Here is a 24560-nt window from a genome sequence, read left to right as displayed (position 1 = left end):
AGGACTCCCTGCTGTGCCGAAACGAGGCGACTTTGACCCCTGCATTGCCGCAAGCCTCCGACATCCTGGCCGCCCTTGGTCAGGCCGTTTTCGCCTGGGACATCGCCAGCGATTCCATCGTGTGGGGTGAGCAGGTCACCAGCGTCTTTCCCGGCATCCCGCCCGAGCGGCTCGCGACTGGCGCCGAATTCGCCAAGCTGATCGAGCCCGCGCAGACACTGCGGACCGCCGCGCTGGCGCAGACCTCGCCGGTGCATGGCGCCGACGGCACGCCCTACCGGGTCGAATACGGCGTGCGCATGAGCGCCGCCGATCCCGTGGTCTGGATCGAGGAGACCGGCCGCTGGTTCGCCGGCCCCGATGGCCGCCCGGTGCGCGCGATCGGCTCCATCCGCATCAACAATGAGCGCCACGCCCGCGACGAGGAACTGACCAAGCTGGCTCGGCTCGATCCCCTGACCGGAGAGCTCAATCGTTCCCACCTGATCGCGGCGCTGGCCGAGGCGATCGAGGAGACGACCCGCTTCCGCTCGACCGCAGCCTTCATGCTGGTAGGCATCGATCATCTCGCCCGCGTCAACGACGCTTTCGGCTTCGATGTCGCGGACGCCGTGATCCTCGACGTGGCCAAGCGCATCCGCGCGCGCCTGCGCGGCGGCGACGTGCTCGGCCGTTTCTCCGGCAACAAGTTCGGCCTGATCCTGAAGAACTGCACCGTCGATGACATGAACGTCGCCGCCGAGCGCTTCCTTGCCGGCATCCGCGACGAGGTTGTGCCGACCAAATCCGGTCCGGTCTCGGTCACGGCGTCGATCGGCGCGGTCAGCGTGCCGCGCTATGCCCGCAACACCGACGAGGCCGTCAATCGCGCCCATGAGACGCTGGACGCGGCAAAACAACGCCGCGTCGGTTCGTTCGCGGCGTGGCGCCCGGATGCCGCGCGCGACGCACAGCGCCGCGTCAACATCCGTGTCACCGACGAGATCGTCACCGCGCTGAATGAGCGCCGCATCAAGCTCGCCTATGAGCCGGTGGTCTCGGCGGTCTCGCACGAGCGCGCGTTCCACGAATGCCTGGTGCGGATGGACCAGGGCGACGGCCAGGTGCTGCTGGCACCCGACATCGTGCCGGTTGCCGAACGGCTCGGCCTGATCCGCCTGGTCGATCACCGCGTGCTCGAGCTCGTGGTCGCCGAGCTCGCGGCCGCGCCTGACATCTGCCTCAGCCTCAACATCTCGCCTGATACGACGATGGATCCGGACTGGTGGGCTGGAATTGAGTCGCTGATGCTGGCTCACCCCGGCGTCGCCGAGCGTTTGATCGTCGAGATCACCGAGACGGTCGCGATCCAGGACATCGATGACGTCCGCGGCTTCGTCACGCGGCTGAAGAATTTCGGCAGCCGCATCGCCATCGACGATTTCGGCGCCGGCTACACCTCGTTCCGAAACCTGCGCAAGCTCGGCGTCGACATCGTCAAGATCGACGGCGCCTTCGTGCAGAACATCACCCGTTCCGCCGACGACCGCGCCTTCGTGCAGACCCTGATCGACCTCGCCCGCCGCCTCGACATCAAGACGGTTGCCGAGTGGGTGCAGGACGAAGAGGCTGCCGCCATGCTGCGCGACTGGGGCTGCGACTACATCCAGGGCCGCCTGATCGGGCTCGCCTCAGCCGACCGCCCATGGGGCACGCCGCCGGACAGCGCGTTGCCTGCTGCAAGCTGAGACATCGTAGGGTAGCGCAGAGGCGCCCTTTGCCACGTTACGATTCCGGCTATGCGCTCAGCTCTCTCCTCCGTCATTGCGAGCGCAGCGAAGCAATCCAGAATCTTTCCGCCGCGGCAGTCTGGATTGCTTCGCTGCGCTCGCAATGACGATGTGGCGCTACGCGACGCAAATACCGGGCACCGCGACCTTCTGGAACAGGTGCGGGCTCGCGACCGCGGATGCGGGGTAGACCGCAATTTTCGCGCGGAATTCGGGGTGGGTGAAAGCGGCGCGGAAATGCACGTTGGATTCCCACACCGCGTAATTCAGATAGGTCGGGCTGTCACCGACGGCGCGGTGAAGCTGGGTGGAGATGAAACCGGGCTGGCGCTTCATGAAGGCGGCGTCGTCCTGCCACGTCTTGAGGAAGCTCTGCTCATCCTCGGCGTCGAGCGTGAACACGTTGACGAGCACCACGGGGCCGGTTTCGAGCGCGATCTGACGGTCGATCGGGAAGGCAGGATCGAGGGGACGCATGAGGGGCATGACATTGCTCCGGTCAATTTGGTATCATAATGTCAATTCGAGCCTCGGATATAGATTATTGACATCATGATGTCAATATGGAGCAATAGTGCCAAATGAACAAGACCAAACGGAACCCGGCGGGCGAAGCCCTGACCGGCCTCATCCTCGACCTGTTCCGTGCCAACAGCCTTCTTCTGACTGCGGGCGACCGGCTGGTGACGTCGCTCGGCCTCACCAGTGCGCGCTGGCAGATCCTGGGGGCGATCGCCGACGCCGAGCGCCCGGAGCCCGTCGCCTGGCTCGCCCGCAATCTCGGCGCCAATCGCCAGAACGTGCAGCGCATCGTCAACGACCTCGCGCGTGATGGTCTCGTTGTGTTCGAGGTCAACCCGCATCATCGCCGGGCGCAGCTCGTGGTGCTCACCGACAAGGGCAGGCAGATCTACGATGCCGCCGGCCGCCTGCAGGTCCCGTGGGTCAACGGCCTGTCCGATGGCTTGGCAGTGAAGGAGATCGAGATCGCCCACCGAGTCATTGGCGCCCTGCGTGATCGACTCGAAGGAGCCGGCGACGATTGATCACGCCCCCTCGTCCAGCGCCACCAGCTCGCGCTTCTTGCGTAGTGCGGGCAGCAGGGGCGCGATCAGCAGCACCATCGCCAGCGCAAGGCACGTCGCCGAGATCGGCCGCTGCACGAAGGTCCAGAGATCGCCCTGCGACAGGATCAGCGATTTTCGCAGATTGTTTTCCAGCATCGGCCCGAGCACGAACGCCAGCACCAGCGGCGCCGGTTCGTAGCCGAGCTTGCGCATGAAATAGCCGATGATGCCGAACGCGATCATCACATAGACGTCGAACTCGTTGTTGCTCGAACAGTAGACGCCGAGAATCGTGAACAGGATGATCAGGGGGAACAGGATGTTGTAGGGCAGCTTCAAGAGCTGCACCCACATGCCGATCATCGGCAGGTTCAGGATCAGCAGCATGACGTTGCCGATATACATGCTGGCGACGATGCCCCAGAACAGGCCGGGGTTTTGCGTGATCAGCAGCGGCCCCGGCTGGAGGCCGTGGATGACGAAGGCCCCTAACAGCAGCGCCATCACCACGTTCGGCGGGATGCCCAGGGTCATCAGCGGAATAAAGGCGCCGCCGGCCGCCGCGTTGTTGGCGGATTCGGGGCCGGCGACACCCTCGATCGCGCCATGGCCAAAACGCTCTGGTGATTTCGATAACCGCTTCTCCAGCGCGTAGGACGCAAACGAGGCCACCACCGCGCCGCCGCCTGGCAGGATTCCGAGTAAAAAGCCGAGCAGCGTGCCGCGCGCCACCGGGCCGGCGCTCGCCTGCCAATCGGCCTTGTTCGGCAACAGCTGCGTGATCTTGGCGTTGATGATGTCGCGCTTGATCGCCTGCTCGGTGTTGAGCAGTACCTCGGCGACGCCGAACAGGCCCATCACGACGGGCACGAGACCGATACCGTCGATGAGTTCCATGCGGCCGAATGTCAGCCGCGGCTGCGCCGTGATGCTGTCGAGCCCGATCAGCCCGAGCACGACGCCAATGCACGCCATCAAAAGCGCCTTCGGCATCGAGCCCTGGGTCAGGAAGGTGAGCACCACGAGGCCGAGCACCATCAGACTGAAATACTCGGCCGGGCCGAACGCGATCGCGATGCCGGCAAGTCGCGGCGCGACCAGCATCAGTGCGACCAGCGCAAACGTGCCGGCGATGAAGGAGCCGAACGCGGAGATGCCGAGCGCGGGGCCCGCGCGACCCTGCTTCGCCATCTGGTGGCCGTCGATGCAGGTGACGACGGAGGCGGCTTCGCCAGGGATATTGACCAGGATCGAAGTGGTCGAGCCGCCATACATCGAGCCGTAGTAGATGCCGGCCATCATGATGATGCCGGATTCCGGCGTGCCCGACAGCGTCACGGGCAGCAGCAACGACATCGCCGAGATCGGCCCGATGCCGGGCAGCACGCCAACCAGCGTGCCGATGAAGACGCCGATGAAACAATAAAGCAGGTTGATCCCGGTCAGCGCGACGCCGAACCCATGCGCGACATTGGCAAGCGTATCCATGGCCTCAGCCGATCCCGAACAGGCCCGAGGGCAGCTGGATCAGAAGCAGCCGCTTGAGCACCCACCACATGCCTGATGGCACCAGCACGGCGATCGGGATCGCCAGCGTCCAGCGCACGGGATCGATCAGCCGCAACAACAGCAGCAGCAACGGGATCGACGACAGCAGGAATCCCAGCGGTTCCAGGGCGAAGGAGAACGCAGTGAGGCAAGCGATGACGAGCAGCGGCTTGCTCCAGCGCACGTGCTCCCAGCGCGAGGCCAGCGTCGGCCCGCCCTCGGTGATCGCCGAGATGATGATGCTTGTTGCAAACACGCACATCAGGATGCCCGTGTAGAACAGCACGTAGCCGGAGCCGGGATCGTTGATGGTGCCGAGCTTCAGCTTCAGCCCCGACCAGATCACGAAGCCGCCGAGCGCGAGCCCGATCAACCCGCCCCACAGTTCGGAGTTGTCGAGGCGGAGTTTGACGTTGGTTTGGTCGTTCATGTGAAACACCTCTCGATCACCGTCACCCTGAGGTGGCCGCTTCTTCAGCGGCCCTCGAAGGGCGGCGGTGCCCCGATCCACCCTTCGAGGCGAGCCGCAAGGGCGGCTCGCGCCTCAGGATGACGCCAGCATATGTGGCAGCAGAACGCTACTTCTTCGCAAGTCCGAGCGTGTCGATCACCTTGCGCTCGGAATCCGTGACCTCGATGACGAATTTCTTGTAGTCCTCGGTGTTCTTGTAATTCGGCACCATGTCGTATTTGGCCAGCGTCGCGATTACCGCGGGGTCCTCGACCGCCTTCTTGAAGGCATCGTGCAGCTTGGCGACGATCTTGGGATCCATGCCCTTCGGCCCGGCGATGCCGAACGGGGAATCATAGACCATGGGATAGCCGAGCTCCTTCAGCGTCGGCACGTCAGGATAGTTGGGCGACCGTGCGCCGGTCCACACCATCAGCAATCGCAACTTGCCGGCGTCGACCAGCGGCCGCCAGCCGGTGGAGTCGGCCTGCAGCATGGTGTGTTGGCCGAGCACGGCGGCGTTGGTCTCGGCGCCGCCCTTGAACGGCACCTGCGTGAGCTTGATGCCGGACATCGCCGCGATCTGCTCCATGCCGATATGCAGCGAGGTGCCGGTGCCCGGCGTCGCGTAGGTCACTTTGCCCGGATTGGCCTTGGCGAAGTCGACCACGTCCTTCCAGGACTTGAACGGCGACTCCGCGCTGGTGGTCACGCCGAACGTATAGCCGGTGAGATGAATGATGTAGGAAAAGTCCTTTGACGGATCCCATGACACTTCCTGCATCAGGGGCAGGCGGAAAACGGTAATGGGGAGCTGTGAGATGGTGTAGCCGTCCGGCTTCGCGGCCGCCGCCATGGTCGCGGGTCCCACCGTGCCGCCGCCGCCGGCCTTGTTGTCGATCACGATCGGCTGCCCCAGCACTTTCGAGGCGCTGTCGGCGATCGCGCGCATGGAGATGTCGGTTGATCCGCCGGCCGGCCAGGGCACGATCAACGTGATGGGTTTGACGGGATAGTCCTGTGCACTGGCGGCGGTCGCGAGCAGCGCGCCCACAACATGCATGGCGGCAAAGGCGATCGTCTTCAGCCCGTATCGCGACATCCAAACTCCTCCCTCACGGTGGCCTCGTTGGACCGCCGTTTCTCGTTGTTATGACAGGATTGTCCCTGAAATCATGGGAGAAGAAAAGCGTATTGCACGGACTGCCCGCAGGGGACGAGACGGCGATCCCGCCGGAAAAAAAGCACGTGCGACAATTGGTCGTTTGGACGTGTGCCGAGAGGCGGAATTTGGTTCTGACCGGAACCCTTACGCCACGCGGCGGACCGCGTTCAGCGTCTCGATGGTGCGTCCGACCTCGGCTGCCGGGCACGGCCTGCCGAAATAATAACCCTGGACTGCGGTGCAGCCGCATTCGCGGACGAAGTCGAGCTGCTCGATGGTCTCGACACCTTCCGCCGTGGTCTCGACGCCGAGCACGGAGCCGAGGCTGGCGATGGTGCGGACGATGGCGACGCTCTCCGGGCTTTCGCCGAGCGTGCCGACGAAGGAACGGTCGATCTTGATGCGGTCGAACGGAAACTTGCGCAAATAGCTCAGCGAGGAATAGCCGACGCCGAAATCGTCGAGGCTGACGCGCACGCCAAGCGCGCGGAGCTGGTGCAGGATCTCGATCGTCGCCTCGCTGTCGTCGAGCAGCGCCGTCTCGGTGACCTCGAGCTCGAGCCGCTGCGGCGGCAGGCCGGCTTCCGCAAGCGCGCTCGTGACCATCGCCACCAGTCCGCGCGAGCGGAACTGCACCGGCGACAAATTGACCGCGACAGTGACATCGGGCCAGGACGCCGCGGTCGCGCAGGCCGTGCGCAGCACCCATTCGCCGATTGGGACGATCAGCCCGTTCTCCTCCGCGAGCGGAATGAATTCGGCGGGGGAGACGAAGCCGCGCGAGGGATGTTTCCAGCGCAGCAGCGCCTCGAAGCCGGTGAGCTCGGTGGTGTCGAGCCGCACCTGCGGCTGGAACACGAGGTGAAATTCGCCTGCTTCAAGCGCGCTACGCAGATCGTGCTCCAGCGCGTGCCGGCTGCGCGCCTCTTCCTCCATCTCGGGCTCGAACAGCTGGTAGGCGCCGCGCCCCCTGGCCTTGGCCTGGTACAGCGCGAGGTCGGCGCATTTCATCAGCTCGTCGGCATCGAGCCCGTGATCGGGCGCGATCGCGATGCCGACGGAAACGCCGACATGGATCGACTGGCTTTCCAGCGGCGGCGGGTGGCCGATGATCTCGACCAGGCGACGGGCGAGCCGTTCCGCCGATTGCGGCTGCGGTCCGCGCTGGAGAACGGCGAACTCGTCGCCGCCGAGACGGGCGACGGTGTCATGCTCGCCGACATTCTCCTTCAGCCGTGCCGCGACCCAACGCAGAAGCCGATCGCCGGCGGCGTGGCCAAGGCGGTCGTTGACCGTCTTGAAATTATCGAGGTCGAAGCACAGCACGGCCATCGCACCGCCGGCGATCGCGACCTGGTTCAGTCCCTCGCCCATTTTCTCGCGGAACAGCGTGCGGTTGGGCAGGTCGGTCAGTGAATCGTGCTGCGCCATGTGCGCCACGCGGGCCTGGGCCTTGTGGCGCTCGGTGACGTCCTCATAGGTGACGACCCAGCCGCCGTGCTCCATTCGCTTGTGATTGAGCTTGATGATGCGGCCGTCGTTCAGGTGGCGGTGCAGCGTGTGTTCGCCCTCGCGCAGCCTCTCGACATAGTCGGCATAGATCTTCGCGGCGGTCGTGTTCGGATGGATGCCGAGATCGCAGCTATGCTGCATGATCTCGCGCATCGAGACGCCGGGCTTCACGATCTCGGGCGACAGCCCATACATCTCGATGTAGCGGCGATTGCATACGATCACGCGCAGGCTCGAATCGAGCATGCACAGGCCCTGGCTCATGTTGTTCAGCGCCGCGTCGAAGCGGCGGTACTGCTCGCTCAGCTCTTCGATCGCGCGCTCGCGATCGGTGATGTCCTCATAGGTGGCGACGAAGCCGCCCTCGGGCAGAGCGCAGTAGCGCACCGAGATCACGGTGTCGTTCGACATGCGCCGGCGCATCGGCGAAGAATCGTGGTTCGCGATCCTCGCGCTGGCGGATTCCAGCAGCTGTTGCGGACTGTATTCGGAAGCGAACGCCCCGTTCAGCATCGACCGCTCGATCAGCTCGCCGAGATGCGTGCCAGGCCTGGTTTCCTCCGGCGACAGCCGGTAGATCTTGCGGTAAGTGGTGTTGCAGACGCGCAGGCGCATGTCGCTGTCGTAGAAGGCAAGCCCGTGCGCCATGTTCTCCAGCGCCGCATCGAGGATGAAGTTCTGTTGCCGCAGCGTCTCTTCGTACTGCAGCCGCTCGGTGACGTCCTCATGCACCGTCACCCAGCCGCCGTCGGGCAGGAAGCGGGAGACCGCCTGCACCATCCGGCCGTCATAGCGCATCACCAGCAGGGTCTTCGCCTTTCTGCTGCGCACATCCTCCAGCCTGGTGTCGTGGAACTCGTCGGCCGACATGCCCGGCAAGTTGCCGCGCGACATCCAGTGTTCGATCACTGAGCAATGCGAGACGCCCGGCTTCACGATGTCGGAATCGAGATTGTAGAGGTTCAGGAACCGCTCGTTGCAGACGACGACACGGCTCTCGGCATCGTACATGATGAGGCCGTGCGACATGTTGGCGAGCGCGTGCTGGCTGCGCTCCGTCTGCACGCGCAATTCCGCCTCGAGTCGGGCGAGGCGGCTGACGTCATCGCAGATCGTCATCCAGCCGCCGCCGGGAAGCGGCTTCAGCTCGAGCGCCATGACGAGTCCGCTCGCCAGTTGCTGCTCCGTGCGGAACGGCTTCCCGCCTGCGATCTGCGCGATCCGATTCGTATACAGCGCGTCGAGCTCGTGTTCCGGAAAGTTGCCGCGCGCCGCGCTGTGCGCGAGCACCTCGCGGTAGCTCGTGCCGACATGCACGATGTCGGCCGACATGTCGAACTGCGACAGATAGCGCTGGTTGACCAGCACGATCCGGTTGTCGGCATCGTAGACGCAGACACCCTGCTCCATGTGATCGAGCGCGAGCTGGCTCAGCGAGACCAGGGCCTGCGGGCCCTGTTCGCGGCGTGCACCAAGTTCGTTGTCGCGGGGCGACGTCATGGGATCGACAGGGTCTCGGTGGGCAATAGACCTAACGCAACGTAATTCAACCGCGGAGGGTAACGAAGAGGCGGGAAAATTCCCTTAAGCGCCGTAGTTTACGGAGGGTGACCGGGGATGGAGAGACGTGTGTGCCGGCACGCGAATGCGGAAGCGCTCGCAAGCCTGAGTTGACCGAGCGTCCCCTACGGCCCGTACAGCACGAGTTCCGTGTCCGTGAGGTCGCCAAGCTGCGGTCGGTGCGGACCCTTGAAATACTTACGGCCGCGCCGCTCGGTGTAGATGCCGGCGAGGCCGGGAATCGGGCCATTGGAATCGATCGCCACCGAGATCTTGCCGAGCCGCAGCAGCAGCCGGCCGATGCGGCCTGCGCAGGCGGCGTATTCGGCGGCGCTGCGGCAATAGATCAGCTTCATCGCGGGCGGCGCGATGAAGCCGCGGCGGATGCGCACCGGCTGCAGGATGAAGGGGAACGTTCCCTTCGGCGTGCGGCAGACGAGGCTGAGGCAATTGTAGCGGGCATGCCGCGTGAGGAGCTGCGTCTCGTCGTCGGTCAGCCCTTCGATCGTCTTGGCGTGCTGCGAGATGACCTCGATCTTGCTCCAGCGCGGAGGGCGCGCGAGTGCGGGCACGGAGAAGAAGATGCCGTGGCAATAGGCACGAAAGCCCTGCGTCTCGATGATCGGCCAGGTCCACGGCGCCGGGCTGATGTTGAGATAAGTGACATCCTTGTGCCGCTGCGCGATCTTGGTCAGCAGCGGGGCGTAGTTGCGGTAGGCCGGATCGACATACCAGCTCGACAAATTGCACTGGATGGCGGTCTCTTCGCCGTGCTTTCGCGCCGTGTAGATCAGCAGCAGCACGCCGACGGGCGCGCCGTCATTGTCGAGCATGTAGCCGAAGCGCGGATAGCCCTCCGGCACGGGCCGGAAGGCCTGCCGGCGCAGGCCCTGGATCCAGTAGTTGCGCGAGCGGCCGACGAAGCCGCGCGTCAGCAGGTCCGCGACCGCATCGACGTCGGCCTCGGTGATCTCGCGGCATCGGACCTTGGTGTGGATCACGCTCGTTTTACCCGTGGAAATGGGAGGCCTCGTTCGCTCTATCGTTTCAGCATGATCTTTTCGGAAAACCGCCCGCACTTTTCCGGATCATGCTCTAGCGCCAGCCTTCACCATGGGCATCGGCCGTGGCTAACGGCTGCATGCCCATGATCTCCCGCACCTTGGCGGGCCAGGCGGCGAGATCGGTGCCGTGGGTGTGGAACATGGCGACGGCCAGGCGGTCCATGCCGAAGGCAACGCAGCCGGTATGCGCCGGTTCGCCATTGGCGTCCTGGATGCCCCAGGTCGTGCCGAAATGTTCGCGGTGATAGTTGAAGCTCATGCAGGCGGTCGGCTGATCCTCCGAGCGAAGCGGGATCAGGAGCTCGAACTTGAGCTGCTGCTGCTTCTGGCTCACCGCCTTGATCTGGCCGACGCGGCCGAAGAAAGGGTCGCTGGCATAGTCGACGCGGAAGGTCAGGCCGAGGTCGCGGGCGATCGCCTGCGCGCGCACCATCCAGCGCTCGCGGAAATCCGCGACGTCGTCGGGGCTGCCGACGCAGACATATTCGCGCATCCGGAACGATTGCAGCCGGTCGAGATGTTTCGACGGCTCGCGGCGGAAGCAGTCGGCGGCGACGTCGAAGCGCAGGCCACCCTTCGGCAAAGCTCCGCGGCTCGCCGCGATCGGATAGACCGGGTAGCAGGCGGCGGGCGACAGCACGAGGTCGGCCGGCGAGAGCGATGAAGTCCAGTCGCCGCCGGCATCGAAGCGGCTCACCGCTGCGTTGATCTCGCGTTCGGTACCGTGCAGGCCGCAGACGCAGCCGAGCAGGTTCGGAAAGCTCTTGAGATAGCCGGATTTTTCGAGCTGGGCCCGGCTCATCACCGGCGGAAAGCGCATGACCTCGGTGCCGGTCTCGCGATGGCTCGTGATCAGCGCGGCGAGACGCTCGACGACGCCCTCATAGAGCGCGGTGCGGGCGTAAACGCCGTCCGAGCCCATGGGGTGGAACAGCTTTTCGGCGAGATGATCGAGCGGATCTGCGATTTGCGGCGCGGTCTCGGGCGAGCTGGGGAGAACAGCAATGTTCATGTTCGACTTCCTGCTATCTGAAATTGTTCTTTTTGGCCGAAAGGCACGTCAGTCGCGAAGGCTTTCTAGTCTCGAAGGCTTGCCGGAGTGCCGCTCATCAGCGTCGAAGTGGCGGCGTTGGCGAGAATGCGGTCGTTGTTGATCATGATCGGCGAGGACAGCACGTCGCGCAGGTGTCGGCCCATGGTGAACTCGCCATCGTTGCGGTAGCCGGAAAGGCCTGCGGTGCGCATCGCATGCATCACGGTCTCGACCGCGAGCTCGGAGGCCTGCACCTTCAACAGCGTGATCGAGGACTGGAAATCGAGCGAGCTCAGTGCGCGCTCGTCATGCTCGGCGCGGGCAAAGGTGTCGACATTGGCTGCGATCAGCGCGCGCAGCTTGGCCAGCGACATCTTCGCCGCGGTGAAATGCGCCGCGGCCGGCGGCATCTGGCCGCCCGAGGTGCGGGCCGCCTTGCGAACGAAAGCCTGCGCACGGGTCACGGCCGCAGCCGCGATGCCGGCCCAGGCCGAGGACCAGCACAGATGCGCGAACGGCGTCATGGTCTGGGCATGGATCTTGTCATAGGATTCCGGGAAGACGCGGTCGGCCGGGCAATCGACCTTCAGCTCGAAGCCGGTCGAGCAGGTGCCGCGCATGCCGAGCGTCTCCCAGCCCTGCGTCTGCTTCAGCGAATAATCGTCCTTGGCGAGCGCCAGCAGAACCTGGTCGGAGGCGGCGGCCTCGGTGGCGCGGCGGGCGATGGTGACGAGGCCGTCGGCCTCCGCACCGTAGGAGATCACGGTGGCGTCGCGCACCAGCGAGACTGCGTCGCCGGCGTGGTCGACTGCCGCGGCGCTGGCGCGAATGTTGCCGCCGTTCTGGCCTTCGGTAGTGGAGGAGGCGAGCAGCCATTGGTCGCGGGCGACCCGGCGCATCATCGTTTCCATCCAGGGGATGCCATGGCCGTGCCTGATGACACAGGCGACCTTGGTCGTGTGCATCGCATAGATCATCGCGGTCGAGGCGCAGGAACGTCCGAGCGTGTAGCAGATGTCGGTGACGTCGTAGATCGAGGCACCGAAGCCGCCGAACTCGACCGGGATCATGACGCCGAGCAGTTTCTGCTCACGCGCGACCTCGAAAGCCTTGTGGGGGAAGCGGGCGTCGTGATCGACGCCGTCCGCGTCGGCCGCCGCCGCAGCGGCTGTCCGGGTAGCGCGTTCGATGAGGGAGGGGCCGTGTTCGAGAAAGCTCGTTTGCGTTTCGTCGACAGTGAGGACTGCTTCACGCACGTTCATACTCGTCCGCCTCCGGTTTGCCGTTCAGGATCGCCGGCATCATTCGCGATGCCGTGCAAGCGATCCTCCGACTCTTTGCTTGTGAGACGAGGCTACGGATTTAATTCAAATTCGTCGATGAAATAGAGGGTAAACAAAGCCCAATTCCGAACGAACAGTTAAGTTCGGGTTGTTTGCATCGCCGGAATTTCCGCGACCGCGTTAGGGATCTGGAAGAACCCGGAATTCCAGACAATCTGAGTCATCGTTTACTAAGAAAGGCGAAGTAATGGTGGCGCCCATTGTGGGATCGGCCCGTCGCGCCCATCGTAGCCGGCAACCGGTCCGACCGTTGAATAGACAGATGGGAATTTGCCGATGCAGGCCTTCGATACCGAATTGCGTGATCGCATCATCAAGCTGGTGAAGGGCATCCTCGAGCAGAACTCGCTCGCCGCGGACATCACGCCACAGGCGAAGCTCGTCGATGCGGGCCTGACCTCGATGGACATGGTCAATCTGATGCTCGGCGTCGAAGCCGAGTTCGACTTCACCATCCCGCAGTCCGAGATCACGCCGGAGAATTTCCAGTCGGTCGAGACGCTGGAGCGGATGGTCGCGGCCCAGCTGCAGCTGGCGACGGCGGCCTGATCAAGAACGCCGCTCCGTCTCCGGCGTTCGCCGGGACGACAACTCGTGTGAAGCGGGCTTTTCCGCTCCTCACAGCACCGGCATCGCCCCACCGCCCCCGTTCCAAAACCGCCGTAAAACTGGCATAGCTTAACCATGTCGCACATGGCGAACGGGTGGAGCAGGCATGACGCAGGCGGTATTGGGCATCATCGGCGGCTCCGGCATCTATGATCTGCCGGGACTCGAGGGCGCGCACGAAGAGGTGATCAAGAGCCCCTGGGGCGAGCCGTCGGCCCCCCTGCGGCGCGGCTCCATCGCCGGCCTTCCGATCGTGTTCCTGCCGCGGCACGACAAGGGTCACCGGCTGTCGCCCTCCGACATCAACTATCGCGCCAATATCGACGTTCTGAAGCGGGCCGGCGTCACCGACCTGATCTCGCTGTCGGCCTGCGGTTCCTTCAAGGAGGAGCTGCCACCCGGCACCTTCGTTCTCGTCGACCAGTTCGTCGATCGGACCCACAAGCGCGAGAGCTCGTTTTTCGGCAGGGGCTGCGTCGCGCATGTGTCGATGGCGCACCCGGTCTCGCCGCGGCTGCGCATCCATCTTGCGGCGGCAGCTGAAGCCGAGGGCATCGCGTTTGCGCGCGGCGGCACCTATGTCTGCATGGAGGGGCCGCAATTCTCGACCTACGCGGAAAGCATGACCTACAAGACATCGGGCTATTCCGTGATCGGCATGACCAACATGCCCGAGGCGAAGCTCGCGCGCGAGGCCGAGATCTGCTACGCCACGGTCGCGATGGTGACGGATTTCGACTGCTGGCATCCCGATCACGATGCCGTCACCGTCCAGGACATCATCCGCGTGCTGACGTCGAACGCCGACAAGGCGAAGGCGCTGGTGGCACGTCTCGCGAGGGATTTTCCGCGTGAGCACGAGCCGTGCCCGATCGGTTCGGACCGCGCGCTCGACACCGCGCTGATCACGGCGCCCGAGGCGCGCGATCCCGAGCTCTTGAAGAAGCTCGATGCGGTGGCCGGGCGCATCCTGCGGACGTGATACGAAAGGCAGAATGCCATGAAGGTTGACGGCAAGCATTTTCGCAGCATCTGGCGCGAGCGCGATGGCTGGTCGGTCGGTGCGATCGACCAGCGCCGCCTGCCGCATGAGTTCGTCATCGCGAAGCTGACTTTATGCGAAGACGCTGCGGTCGCCATTCGCGACATGCTGGTGCGCGGCGCGCCGCTGATCGGCGCGACCGCGGCCTACGGGATGGCGCTCGCCATGCGCGAGGACTCATCCGACGCCGGTCTCAAGCGCGCCTATGACATGCTGGTCGTGGCGCGGCCGACCGCGATCAATCTGAAATGGGCGCTCGACGAGATGCGCACGGCGCTCGCGCCCGTCGATCCGGTTGAACGGGCGGAGGCGGCCTACGCGCGCGCCGACGAGATCGTCGAGCAGGACGTCGAGATCAACCGCGGCATCGCCGGCAACGGCCTGAAGCTGATCGAGGCGATCGTCGCAAAGAAGAAGCCGGGCGAGACGGTCAATGTGCTGACCCATTGCAATGCCGGCTGGCTCGCCACCGTCGATTGGGGCACTGCAACGGCGCCGATCTATCTGGCGCATGAGCGTGGCATCAAGGTCCATGTCTGGGTCGACGAGACCCGTCCGCGCAACCAGGGCGCCTCGCTCACCGCCTGGGAGCTCGGCCATCACGGCGTGCCGCACACGGTCATCCCCGACAACACCGGCGGACACCTGATGCAGCACGGCATGGTCGACCTCGCCATCGTCGGCACCGATCGCGTCGCCGCCAATGGCGATGTCTGCAACAAGATCGGCACATATTTGAAGGCGCTCGCCGCGCACGACAACGGCGTGCCGTTCTATGTCGCGCTGCCGTCGCCGACGATCGATTTCGCCGTTGATGACGGCATCCGCGACATTCCGATCGAACAGCGCAGCGGCACGGAGGTGACCGACATGACCGGCCGCACTGCGGACGGCCGGCTGGAGACGGTGCGCATCGTGCCGGAGGGCTCGCCGGTCGCGAATTACGCGTTCGACGTGACGCCGGCACGTCTCGTCACCGGCCTCATCACCGAGCGCGGCGTGCTGAAGCCGGATCGTGCCTCGCTCGCGGCAGCGTTTCCGGAGCGGGTCGCCGCGGCAGCGGAATAGTTCTCCAGGCGAGATTTTTCCACGCCGTCATTGCGAGCGCAGCGAAGCAATCCAGAGTCTTTCCGCGGAGACAGTCTGGATTGCTTCGCTCCGCTCGCAATGACGAATTTGTTGAAGCGGCTTGCGCCTATCTCTCTCCCTCACCGTGAGGAGCCGCGAAGCGGCGTCTCGAAGGGCGAGGGGCGCAGACCGGCCTGCATCCTTCGAGACGCGCGCAAGTGCGCGCTCCTCAGGATGAGTGATTGGCAGGTAGCTAGCCCAACTTCAGCCCCGTCGCCGTCTCAAGCTCCGCGATCGCCTGCGCCCCGCTGGTCACCTTGATCGTGGTCATGCCCATCTCGCGCGCGGGTTTTAGATTGACGCCGAGATCGTCGAGATAGACGCACTTCTTCGGGTCGACCTTCAGCGTCTCGACCATCATCCTGTAGATGCGCGGGTCGGGCTTGCGCAAGCCGATCTTGGCGGATTCGATGACGTGGTCGAACAGAACCATCACCTCGGCGATGTAGAGTGAGCGACCGGTCATGCTGCCAATCGCGTTGGCGGGCAGATTGTTGGTGATGCAGCCGGTCTTGAATCGCGCCTTGATGCGCTTCAAGGCTTCGACCATCTCGGGACGCAGATCGCCCTGGAGCAGCGGCAGCACGTCGCGGCCGCGCACCTCCGCGCCGAGCGCGCGCGATTCCTCGGCGAAAAGCTTGTCGAAGGTGTCGATATCGACCTCGGCCCGCTCGAACTTGGCCCAGGCGTTTTCCAGATGGTTGGCGGCGTTGGTGCGCCGGATGATGTCGACGGGCAGGCCGCGCTCGGTCTCGTAGCGCGCGAAGGCCTCGAATGGCGAGCTCGTCAGCACGCCGCCAAAATCAAAGATCACAGCCTCGATCGTCAAGATCCCGCCCTCGTCAATTCCTTCCCAAGAGCGCTAGCATGCGCTATCGGCAAGGGCCAGTCCGAAGCAATCCCCGCCGTCACCGATGCTGACGTCAAAGCGTGTTCCCATGAAGAAGCTTGCAACCCTCATCGCAGCCGCGCTGCTGCTCGCCACGCCCGCACACGCCATCGTCGGCGGCGGCACGCCGCAGGCCGATGGCGTCGCGCGCGCGGTCGTCACCATCGTCGGCTCGCGTGGAAATTTCTGCACCGGCAGCCTGATCGCCCCGAAGGTCGTGTTGACGGTTGCCCACTGTGTGCAGCCCGGCGCGGACTACAAGATCGTCGATCGCGGCGCTGACGGTACGCCGCAACTGCTGAACGTCCGCACCGTCGCGATCCATCCCAACTTCAACATGCAGGCGATGCAGGCGCACCGCGCCACCGCGGACGTGGCATTGCTGCAACTGGAAATTCCACTCAAGGGAAAATCGACGGTGTCGGTCGGTGCGCCGACCATTCCAATCCAGGTTGGCAGCCGCTTCGTCATCGCTGGTATCGGCGTCACCGTGCGTGGCGACGGCAAGAGCGGCGGCGCGACGCGCGTTGCCGGGCTCGTGGCCACGGGCCAGCCCGGCACGTTCCAGATCCGGCTGGTCGATCCCGTAACCAACGGTGTTCGCGACGGAATTGGCGCCTGCACCGGCGATTCCGGCGGTCCGGTATTCGAGGACAAGCCGAACGGTCCGGTGCTCGTCGGCGTCATCAGCTGGTCCACGGGGCCGAACGGCGCCGCCGGCTGCGGCGGATTGACCGGCGTCACGCCGCTCACGCTCTATCGCGACTGGATTTTGCAGACCGCGCGGAGCTGGGGTGCGGCGTTATAGTTTGACCGCGAGTTGATCTATGTCATTTTGCAGTGGAAGCGCGATGGGCGACCATGCCCGTCGCGGAGGAAACGCGCCGTCCGGTCAAGGGCGGCCACAAAAACAAGCAAGGCATAGAAGCAACAATGAATGTCGCTGTCCGCAGTCACACCACAACCAAGCAGGCCTCTGAACATTTCGACGTGCTGATCGTCGGTGCCGGCATCTCCGGCATCGGCAGCGCCTATCACATCGAAAAGCAGCTTCCCGGCACGAGCTACGTCATCCTGGAAACGCAGGCGACGTTCGGCGGCACGTGGAGCACGCATCGCTATCCCGGCATTCGCTCGGACAGCGATCTCCACACCTTCGGCTACAGCTTCAAGCCCTGGGTCGGACCGCCGATCGCAACCGCCGAGGAAATCCTCGTCTACATGAACGAGGTGATCGAAGACAACGATATCGCCCGGCATATCCGCTACAAGCACCAGATCAATTCCGCGAGCTGGTCGAGCGAGCAAAATCTCTGGACCATCGAGGCGACGACGACGGACACCGGCGAGGCGAAGACCTTCACCGCCAACTTCCTCTGGATGTGCCAGGGCTACTACCGCCATTCCGAAGGCTACACGCCGGAATGGAAGGGCATGGACCGCTTCAAGGGCCGCATCGTCCATCCGCAGAGCTGGCCCGACGATATCGACCTCGCGAACAAGAAGGTCGTCGTGATCGGCTCGGGCGCGACCGCGGCGACGCTGGTGCCGAACATCGCCGACGCCTGCGCGCATGTCACGATGCTGCAGCGCTCGCCGACCTATTTCCGTCTCGGCCGCAACGCCATCGAGATCGCCGAGGAGCTGCGCCGGCTTCAGGTGGACGAGGAATGGATCCACGAGATCGTCCGCCGCAAAATATTGTTCGAGCAGGATGCTTTCACGAAGCTCTGCATTGCCAAGCCGGAGCAGGTGAAGAAGGATCTGATCGACCAGATCCGCGCGGTTCTGGGGCCGGACTACGACGTCGAGACGCACTTCACGCCAACGTACCGGCCGTGGCGGCAGCGTATCGCCTTTGTGCCCGATGCCGATCTGTTCAAGGGCATCGCCAGCGGCAAGGCGTCCGTCGTCACCGACGAGATCGAATGTTTCGTCGAGAACGGCATCCAGCTCAAGTCCGGCAAGCTGCTCGAGGCCGATATCGTCGTCACCGCAACCGGCTTCAACCTCGCGGCGCTCGGTGATATCGCCTTCGAGATCGACGGCAAGCCGCTCGCCTTCGGCGACACCGTGACCTATCGCGGCATGATGTTCACGGGCGTGCCGAACATGGTCTGGGTGTTCGGCTATTTCCGCGCGAGCTGGACGCTGCGCGTCGACCTCGTCGCCGATTTCGTCTGCCGGCTGCTCGGCCACATGAAGGCCAAGGGCACGAAGAAAGTCGAGGTCAGGCTACGGCCTGAGGACCACAACATGCCGATCCTGCCCTGGATCGATCCGGAAAACTTCAATCCCGGCTACATCATGCGCAACATGGACCTGCTCCCCAAGCGCGGCGACAAGCCGGAATGGCAGCACAGCCAGGATTACTGGATCGAGAAGGATGAGATCCCGAAGACGGATCTGGACGACGGGGCGTTTGTTTACGGATGAGGGAGTTCGTGTAAGAGGCGCTCACGATCGCGACACACTCCACTGTCGTCCCGGGGCGCGAAGCGAGCCCGGGACCCATAACCACAGGGAGTGGTCGTAGGGCGGACAGGTAACTCCTGGTCTTCGCCAAATATCTTCCTGTGGTTATGGGTCCCGGGTTCGCTGCGCGCCCCGGGACGACACTGTTTGCTGGGTTAGTGGGGTCCCAACTCATTCACGCCGCGACTACGAATTCCTTCTTGTCGCATTCGTTGCAACCGCCGCCGCCGCGGTCCGGTTCTCCACGCCGAGCTTGGCGTAGATCTGCTCCAGGTGCTTGTCGACGGTGCGCGGGCTCAAGCCCAGGATCTGCGCGATGTCGCGGTTGGTCTTGCCCTTGCTGAGCCAGGCCAGCACTTCGCCCTCGCGGGTGGTGAGGCCGAGCTCGCTGGTGAATTCGGCCGGCGGCGCAGTGCCGGACTCCTTGGACAGCCGCAGCAGGAACTCGTTCGGCGCGGTTTCGCCCATGTAGTAGAGCCGCAGTTGCGGATTGTCGGGCAGGGGAGCCGCCTGCGACTTCGAGCTGCCCTTGTCCTTCGCCTGCTCCAGCCATTGCAGGAGTGATGGCGGCAGGACGAAGTCGTCGGCCTGCGCGCCATGATGGTCGGCCAGCAGTTTTTGCGCCTGCGGGGTGGCCCAGAGCACGTGGCCCTGGCGGTTGACCGCGAACAGGAAGCGGCCGGAGACGTCGAGCGCGGCGCGCGCGCTCTGGGTCAGGCGGGCATTGCCGAGATGGACACGGATGCGCGCCAGCATCTCCTCGATCACAATCGGCTTCGTCACGTAGTCGACGCCGCCGGCCTCCAGCCCGCGCACGATGTGCTCGGTCTCCGCAAGGCCCGTCATGAAGATCACGGGTACGTTGGCTACGCCCGCATCGCGCTTGAGCCGGCGGCAGGTCTCGAATCCGTCCATGCCGGGCATCACGGCGTCCAGCAACACGATGTCGGGGGTGATCTGGTCGACGATGCGCATCGCGGCCGCGCCGTCGAGCGCCACCATCACCGTCATCCCGGCGCCGTCGAGCGCGTCGGTGAGCAGCCGCAGCGTCTCCGGGGAGTCATCGACAACGAGCGCGACATCGCGCTTCCTCGACTCAATGCTCATGCGCGTGCAACGTCTTCAATGTGGCCATGTACCGATCGAGATCGAAGCGGTCGACCAGCGACCGCATTTCCGCGACGAAGTCGGCATGCTCGGGGTGCTCGCTGCCGATCTCGTCCAGCTTTAACTGGATGCCCTTGACGTAGCCGATCTGGCCTAGCCCCATCAGCGCCTCGATGTGCCGCACCGGTGGCCTTGATCCGCTCTCGGGCCGCCAGAACGGGACCGCGATCTGGTCCGAGCCGTATTGCCATTCGATCTTCAGGAGCTGGCGGATCGTCTCCAGCAGCCGCGGGATGTCGATCGGCTTCATCAGATAGCCGTCGTGGAAGGGCTGCGCCAGCGGCGTGCCGTGAGCCTCCAGCGCGCTCGCCGACACCATCAGGATGCGCGCCTGGTGATGGCCGCTTGCGCGCAGGGCCTCCGCGACAGCCCAGCCGTCCATGGCAGGCATTGAGATGTCGAGCAGGAACAGGTCGGGCCGGCAATGCTGCGCCAGCGCGAGGCATCCTGGCCCATCGGGTGCACTGAGCAGGATGAAGCCGAGCGGCGCCAGCACCTCGCGCAGGAGGTCGCGATGCACGGGGTCGTCGTCGGTGATGAGGATGGTCTTGCGTGCGCCCCGATAGCCGGAAACCGGCGCCTCCACCGGCGCGATGCGCAGCGGATTGGCGACTTCCGACAGCAGGATCTTGACCTTGAAGGTACTTCCGGCGCCAACCGTGCTCAGGACCTTGATGTCGCCGCCCATGACTCCGGCGAGCAGCCGGCTGATGGTCAGGCCCAGTCCGGTGCCGGTCTGCGGCTGCGAGACGCCGAGCGCGCCGCGTTCGAACGGCGCAAAAATACGTTCGAGGTCGTCGCCCTGGATGCCGGGGCCGGTGTCGATCACCTCGAACTCGGCAACGGGGCTGCGATAGTGCACGACGAACTGTACGCTGCCGGTCTGGGTGAACTTGATCGCGTTGGAGAGTAGGTTGATCAGCACCTGGCGCAGCCGCTTCTCGTCGGCATAGACCACGACCGGCAAATGCGCGGGCCGCCTGAACACGAAGTCGATGCCCTTGGCGGCCGCCTGGAGACGGAACATACCGACGAGCTGGTCGAGGAAATCGCTCAGCCGCACCTCGTCGCGCGATAGATACAACCGCCCCGCCTCGATCTTGGAAATATCCAGAATGCCGTCGATCAGGCCGGAGAGGTGATCGGCACTGCGGCGAACCACGCGGACCTGGTCGCGCGGCTTGGTGCTGAGCGTTGCGTCCTGCTCCAGGAGCTGGGCATAGCCGCTGATCGCGTTCAGCGGCGAGCGCAGCTCGTGGCTCAGCCCTACCACGTAGCGGCTCTTGGCGAGGTTGGCGGATTCGGCGACCTCCTTGGCGCGCTGGAGCTCGGCGTCGGTGCGCTTGTGCGCGTCGATCTCCTGGATCAGCAGCGTCGTCTGCCGCCGCGTCTCGGCCTCGGCGGCGCGGCGGCTCTGTTGCGCCAGCACGAACAGCCAGGCCACCACGCCGATGATGATGCTGAGCGAGAAGAACACCTTCCAGAGCACGTGCGAGACGAGCAAATTCTCGCCAGGCACGCTCGCCGAGGTCTGGAGATAGATCAGTCCCAGCACCAGCGCGACGAGGCCGGCGGAGACCACGAACACGCCAATATAGTGGCCGAACTGCGAGTTGATCCGCCGGTAGATCGGCTGCGGCAAGATCCTGCCGAGCGCCTCGGAGAATTGCACCTGCGCCCGTGCATGCGGCTTGCAGAGATCGTGGCAGCGCGCATCGAGCGAGCAACACAAAGAGCAGATCGGGCCGGCGTAAGCGGGGCAGGACGTCATGTCCTCCGGCTCGAAACTGTGCTCGCAGATACAGCACTGGATCGACTCGATGTTGGCCCAGCTCTTCTTCGGCTTGCGCGCGATGTAGTATTTTCCGTCGGTGAGCCAGGCGATGACAGGCGCGGTGACGAAGGCCGCCGTCAGCGCGACGAAGGCGGCGAGCGCCTTCAAGGTCGGGCCGAACAGGCCGTAGAACGCCGCGATCGAGACGATGGTCGCGATCGTCATGGCGCCGACGCCGACGGGATTGATGTCGTAGAGATGGGCGCGCTTGAACTCCATCTGCGGCGGACGCAGGCCGAGCGGCTTGTTGACGACGAGATCGGCGACGAGCGCGCCGACCCAGGCGATCGCGACGTTGGAATAGAGCGCCAGCGTCTGCTCCAGCGCCTTGTAGACGCCGATCTCCATCAAGAGCAGCGCCACCATGACGTTGAACACCAGCCAGACGACCCGGCCGGGGTGGCTGTGCGTCAGACGCGAGAAGAAGTTCGACCAGGCGATCGAGCCGGCATAGGCATTGGTGACGTTGATCTTGAGCTGCGACAGGATCACGAACATGCCGGTGAGCGCCAGCGCCAGGTCCGGCTGCGACAGCACGTAGCGAAACGCTTCGAGATACATGTGAGCGGGCTCGGCCGCCAGCTCGCCCGAGAGGCCGTGGCTCAGCGCAAAGAAAGCGAGAAAGGAGCCCAGCAATAATTTCAGTGCGCCGAAGATGATCCAGCCCGGGCCCGCGATCAGCAGGGCGATCCACCACGACGTTCGCGACGTGCGGCGGTCGCGCGGTAGAAACCGGAGGAAGTCGACCTGCTCGCCGATCTGCGCCACCAGCGAGAACACCACGGAGGATGCGACACCGAACAGCAGCAAATCGAAATGCCCGCTCGCGTCACCATGCTCGCCGGCGAACTTGCGCCACTCCGTGAACGAGTAAGGGTTGGCCCAGGCGATCGCGGCAAAGGGCAGGATGTGCAGGATGATCCAGATCGGCTGCGTCCAGAGCTGGAAGCGGCTGATCAGCGTGATGCCGTAGGTTACGAGCGGAATGATCGCCACCGCGCTGATGAGGTAGCCGATCGGGCGCGGAATGCCGAAGCACATCTCCAGCGCCGTTGCCAGGATCACCGCCTCGATGGCGAAGAAGATGAAGGTGAAGGAGGCATAGATCAGCGAGGTGACGGTCGAGCCGATATAGCCGAAGCCGGCGCCGCGGGTGAGCAGGTCAATGTCGATGCCGCATTTGGCTGCGTAATAGGCAATCGGCACGCCGCAGAAGAAGATGATGGTGGAGACGACGAGGATCGCGGCGCTGGCGTTAGTGACGCCGTAGTTCAGCGTGATGGTGCCGCCGATCGCTTCCAGCGCCAGAAAGGAGATGGCGCCGAGTGCCGTGTTGGCGACACGGGCGGCAGACCAGCGGCGTGCGCTCTTGGCGGTGAAGCGCAGCGCGTAGTCTTCCAGCGTCTGGTTGGCGACCCACTGGTTGTACTGGCGCCTGACGCGGTCTATTCGCTGCCGCCCTGCCACTCGTTACCCCACTTCCGATACGGACCCGGAGCTCTCGCAATTTCCGTACCAGAAGCCTACGTCGGTATTTTGCGGTGCAGTATACGCGATCTTGCGTATGCTTGCGCTGCACAAATTCGAGCCATCCTCACGGCACCAATCGCGTGTCCTCGAACAAAAGTGGGGTGCTCATGTCAGACGAAGCAAGCAAGGGCCTGTTGTCGCCGCTCCGGCGCAAACTATTGATGGGAATGGCCGCCGTACCTGTTATCACGATGCTGCCGAGGGCCTCCTTTGCGCAGGCTCCGGCGACCTCGGCGGTCAACACCACGGGCCTGGCGGTCACCGACACCGAGGTGACGGTCGGCATCCTGCACTCGGCGACCGGCACCATGGCCATCTCCGAGACCGGCTCGATCGAGGCCGAAAAGCTCGCCATCGAGCAGATCAACGCCATGGGCGGCGTGCTCGGGCGCAAGATCAAGTTCATCCAGGAAGACGGCGCCAGCGACTGGCCGACCTTTGCCGAGAAGGCCAAGAAGCTGCTCGTCAACGACAAGGTCGCGGCGATCATGGGCTGCTGGACCTCGGCATCCCGCAAGGCCGTGCTGCCGGTCATGGAGCAGTATAACGGCATGCTCTATTACCCGACCTTCTATGAGGGCCTCGAGCAGTCCAAGAACGTGATCTACACCGGGCAGGAGGCGACCCAGCAGATTCTCGCCGGCCTGAACTGGATCGCCAAGGAAAAGGGCGCCAAGTCGTTCTTCTTCATCGGCTCCGACTACATCTGGCCGCGCACCTCGAACAAGATCGCGCGCAAGCACGTCGAGAACGTGCTGAAGGGCAAGGTCGTCGGCGAGGAGTACTATCCGCTCGGCAACACCCAGTTCAACTCGGTCATCAACAAGATCAAGCTGACCAAGCCCGACGTGATCTTCACCGACGTCGTCGGCGGCTCGAACGTCGCGTTCTACAAGCAGCTCAAGGCCGCCGGCATCGACCTTTCCAAGCAGGCGCTGCTGACCATCTCGGTGACCGAAGACGAAATCGACGGCATCGGCGGCGAGAACATCGCGGGCGCCTATGCCTGCATGAAGTACTTCCAGTCGCTCGACAATCCGAACAACAAGGCCTTCGTGCCGGCCTTCAAGAAGATGTGGGGCGAGAAGACCGTGATCGGAGACGTCACCCAGGCTGCCTATCTCGGCCCGTGGCTGTGGAAGTTGACGGTGGAGAAGGCGGGCTCGTTCGACGTCGACAAGATCGCGGCGGCCTCGCCGGGCGTCGAGTTCAAGGGGGCGCCGGAAGGCTATGTCCGCATCCACGAAAACCATCACCTCTGGTCGAAGACCCGGGTGGGACGCGCCAAGCTCGATGGCCAGTTCGAGCTGATCTACGAGACCGCCGATCTCGTCGAGCCGGATCCGTTCCCCAAGGGCTATCAGTAAGTCGCGG

Annotated in this window: 19 protein-coding genes; 8 read left to right on the top strand and 11 right to left on the bottom strand. The window is 64.4% G+C overall.

All coding sequences use genetic code 11. The features are described from left to right. Nucleotides 1-32 precede the first annotated feature (32 nt). The gene (locus ACKWRH_RS44705) at nt 33-1727 is read left to right on the top strand and encodes an EAL domain-containing protein (protein ID WP_445218737.1); all 1695 of its coding nucleotides are present in this window, start codon (nt 33-35) and stop codon (nt 1725-1727) included. 159 nt (nt 1728-1886) lie between these two features. Here the strand turns inward: ACKWRH_RS44705 and ACKWRH_RS44700 are convergent, their stop codons facing one another. After that, the gene (locus ACKWRH_RS44700; RefSeq protein WP_445218736.1) at nt 1887-2255 is read right to left on the bottom strand and encodes an antibiotic biosynthesis monooxygenase family protein; all 369 of its coding nucleotides are present in this window, start codon (nt 2253-2255) and stop codon (nt 1887-1889) included. Nucleotides 2256-2350: 95 nt separating this feature from the next. On the opposite strand from ACKWRH_RS44700, the gene ACKWRH_RS44695 reads away from it, so the two are divergent. Then, entirely contained in the window at nt 2351-2815 is a 465-nt protein-coding gene (locus ACKWRH_RS44695) for a MarR family winged helix-turn-helix transcriptional regulator (protein ID WP_445218735.1), read from the top strand. Here ACKWRH_RS44695 and ACKWRH_RS44690 read toward each other — a convergent pair whose 3' ends face one another. The 7 genes from ACKWRH_RS44690 to ACKWRH_RS44660 form a co-directional block, all read right to left on the bottom strand. Beyond that, entirely contained in the window at nt 2816-4324 is a 1509-nt protein-coding gene (locus ACKWRH_RS44690) for a tripartite tricarboxylate transporter permease (protein ID WP_445218734.1), read from the bottom strand. A gap of 4 nt (nt 4325-4328) precedes the next feature. Continuing rightward, nucleotides 4329-4814, bottom strand: a complete 486-nt coding sequence (locus ACKWRH_RS44685; protein ID WP_039154928.1) for a tripartite tricarboxylate transporter TctB family protein — start codon at nt 4812-4814, stop codon at nt 4329-4331. A gap of 148 nt (nt 4815-4962) precedes the next feature. Continuing rightward, nucleotides 4963-5937 (bottom strand): tripartite tricarboxylate transporter substrate binding protein, encoded by a 975-nt coding sequence (locus ACKWRH_RS44680; RefSeq protein WP_445218733.1) that lies wholly within the window; start codon nt 5935-5937, stop codon nt 4963-4965. A gap of 207 nt (nt 5938-6144) precedes the next feature. After that, nucleotides 6145-9012, bottom strand: a complete 2868-nt coding sequence (locus ACKWRH_RS44675; RefSeq protein WP_445218732.1) for a PAS-domain containing protein — start codon at nt 9010-9012, stop codon at nt 6145-6147. A gap of 185 nt (nt 9013-9197) precedes the next feature. Then, nucleotides 9198-10073 (bottom strand): acyl-CoA acyltransferase, encoded by an 876-nt coding sequence (locus ACKWRH_RS44670; protein ID WP_212095213.1) that lies wholly within the window; start codon nt 10071-10073, stop codon nt 9198-9200. A gap of 94 nt (nt 10074-10167) precedes the next feature. Further along, the gene (locus ACKWRH_RS44665; protein ID WP_445218731.1) at nt 10168-11148 is read right to left on the bottom strand and encodes an amino acid--[acyl-carrier-protein] ligase; all 981 of its coding nucleotides are present in this window, start codon (nt 11146-11148) and stop codon (nt 10168-10170) included. A gap of 65 nt (nt 11149-11213) precedes the next feature. After that, nucleotides 11214-12431, bottom strand: coding sequence for an acyl-CoA dehydrogenase family protein (locus ACKWRH_RS44660; protein ID WP_445218730.1), 1218 nt, complete (start codon nt 12429-12431; stop codon nt 11214-11216). Between the two features lie 357 nt (nt 12432-12788). Between ACKWRH_RS44660 and ACKWRH_RS44655 the strand changes: the two genes are divergently transcribed. From ACKWRH_RS44655 to mtnA, 3 genes are all read left to right on the top strand, one after another. After that, nucleotides 12789-13061, top strand: coding sequence for a phosphopantetheine-binding protein (locus ACKWRH_RS44655; protein WP_445218729.1), 273 nt, complete (start codon nt 12789-12791; stop codon nt 13059-13061). 166 nt (nt 13062-13227) lie between these two features. After that, nucleotides 13228-14103, top strand: a complete 876-nt coding sequence (locus tag ACKWRH_RS44650; protein ID WP_445218728.1) for an S-methyl-5'-thioadenosine phosphorylase — start codon at nt 13228-13230, stop codon at nt 14101-14103. 18 nt (nt 14104-14121) lie between these two features. Then, nucleotides 14122-15231: an S-methyl-5-thioribose-1-phosphate isomerase gene (gene mtnA / locus ACKWRH_RS44645; RefSeq protein ID WP_445218727.1), complete on the top strand. Its 1110-nt coding sequence runs from the start codon at nt 14122-14124 to the stop codon at nt 15229-15231. 253 nt (nt 15232-15484) lie between these two features. On the opposite strand, the gene ACKWRH_RS44640 is transcribed toward mtnA, so the two are convergent. Then, entirely contained in the window at nt 15485-16120 is a 636-nt protein-coding gene (locus ACKWRH_RS44640) for an HAD-IA family hydrolase (RefSeq protein WP_445218726.1), read from the bottom strand. A gap of 109 nt (nt 16121-16229) precedes the next feature. Here ACKWRH_RS44640 and ACKWRH_RS44635 point away from each other — a divergent pair, with 109 nt between their 5' ends. Continuing rightward, nucleotides 16230-16988: a S1 family peptidase gene (locus ACKWRH_RS44635; protein WP_282522505.1), complete on the top strand. Its 759-nt coding sequence runs from the start codon at nt 16230-16232 to the stop codon at nt 16986-16988. A 125-nt stretch (nt 16989-17113) separates the two neighbouring features. After that, nucleotides 17114-18616 (top strand): flavin-containing monooxygenase, encoded by a 1503-nt coding sequence (locus tag ACKWRH_RS44630; RefSeq protein ID WP_445218725.1) that lies wholly within the window; start codon nt 17114-17116, stop codon nt 18614-18616. Between the two features lie 225 nt (nt 18617-18841). On the opposite strand, the gene ACKWRH_RS44625 is transcribed toward ACKWRH_RS44630, so the two are convergent. Then, complete coding sequence (locus ACKWRH_RS44625) at nt 18842-19762, bottom strand: response regulator (protein ID WP_445218724.1); 921 nt, start codon at nt 19760-19762, stop codon at nt 18842-18844. Then, nucleotides 19752-23123: a hybrid sensor histidine kinase/response regulator gene (locus ACKWRH_RS44620; protein WP_445218723.1), complete on the bottom strand. Its 3372-nt coding sequence runs from the start codon at nt 23121-23123 to the stop codon at nt 19752-19754. The genes ACKWRH_RS44625 and ACKWRH_RS44620 overlap by 11 nt, the downstream gene beginning before the upstream one ends. Nucleotides 23124-23293: 170 nt before the next feature. Between ACKWRH_RS44620 and urtA the strand changes: the two genes are divergently transcribed. Then, a complete protein-coding gene (gene urtA / locus ACKWRH_RS44615; protein ID WP_445218722.1) occupies nt 23294-24553 on the top strand; it encodes an urea ABC transporter substrate-binding protein in 1260 nt (419 codons plus the stop codon). Nucleotides 24554-24560: the final 7 nt, after the last annotated feature.

The sequence above is a fragment of the Bradyrhizobium sp. Pa8 genome, assembly GCF_052588265.1.
The sequence above is the reverse complement of the archived record's forward strand: the minus strand, read 5'-3'. Positions and strand labels throughout refer to the sequence as shown.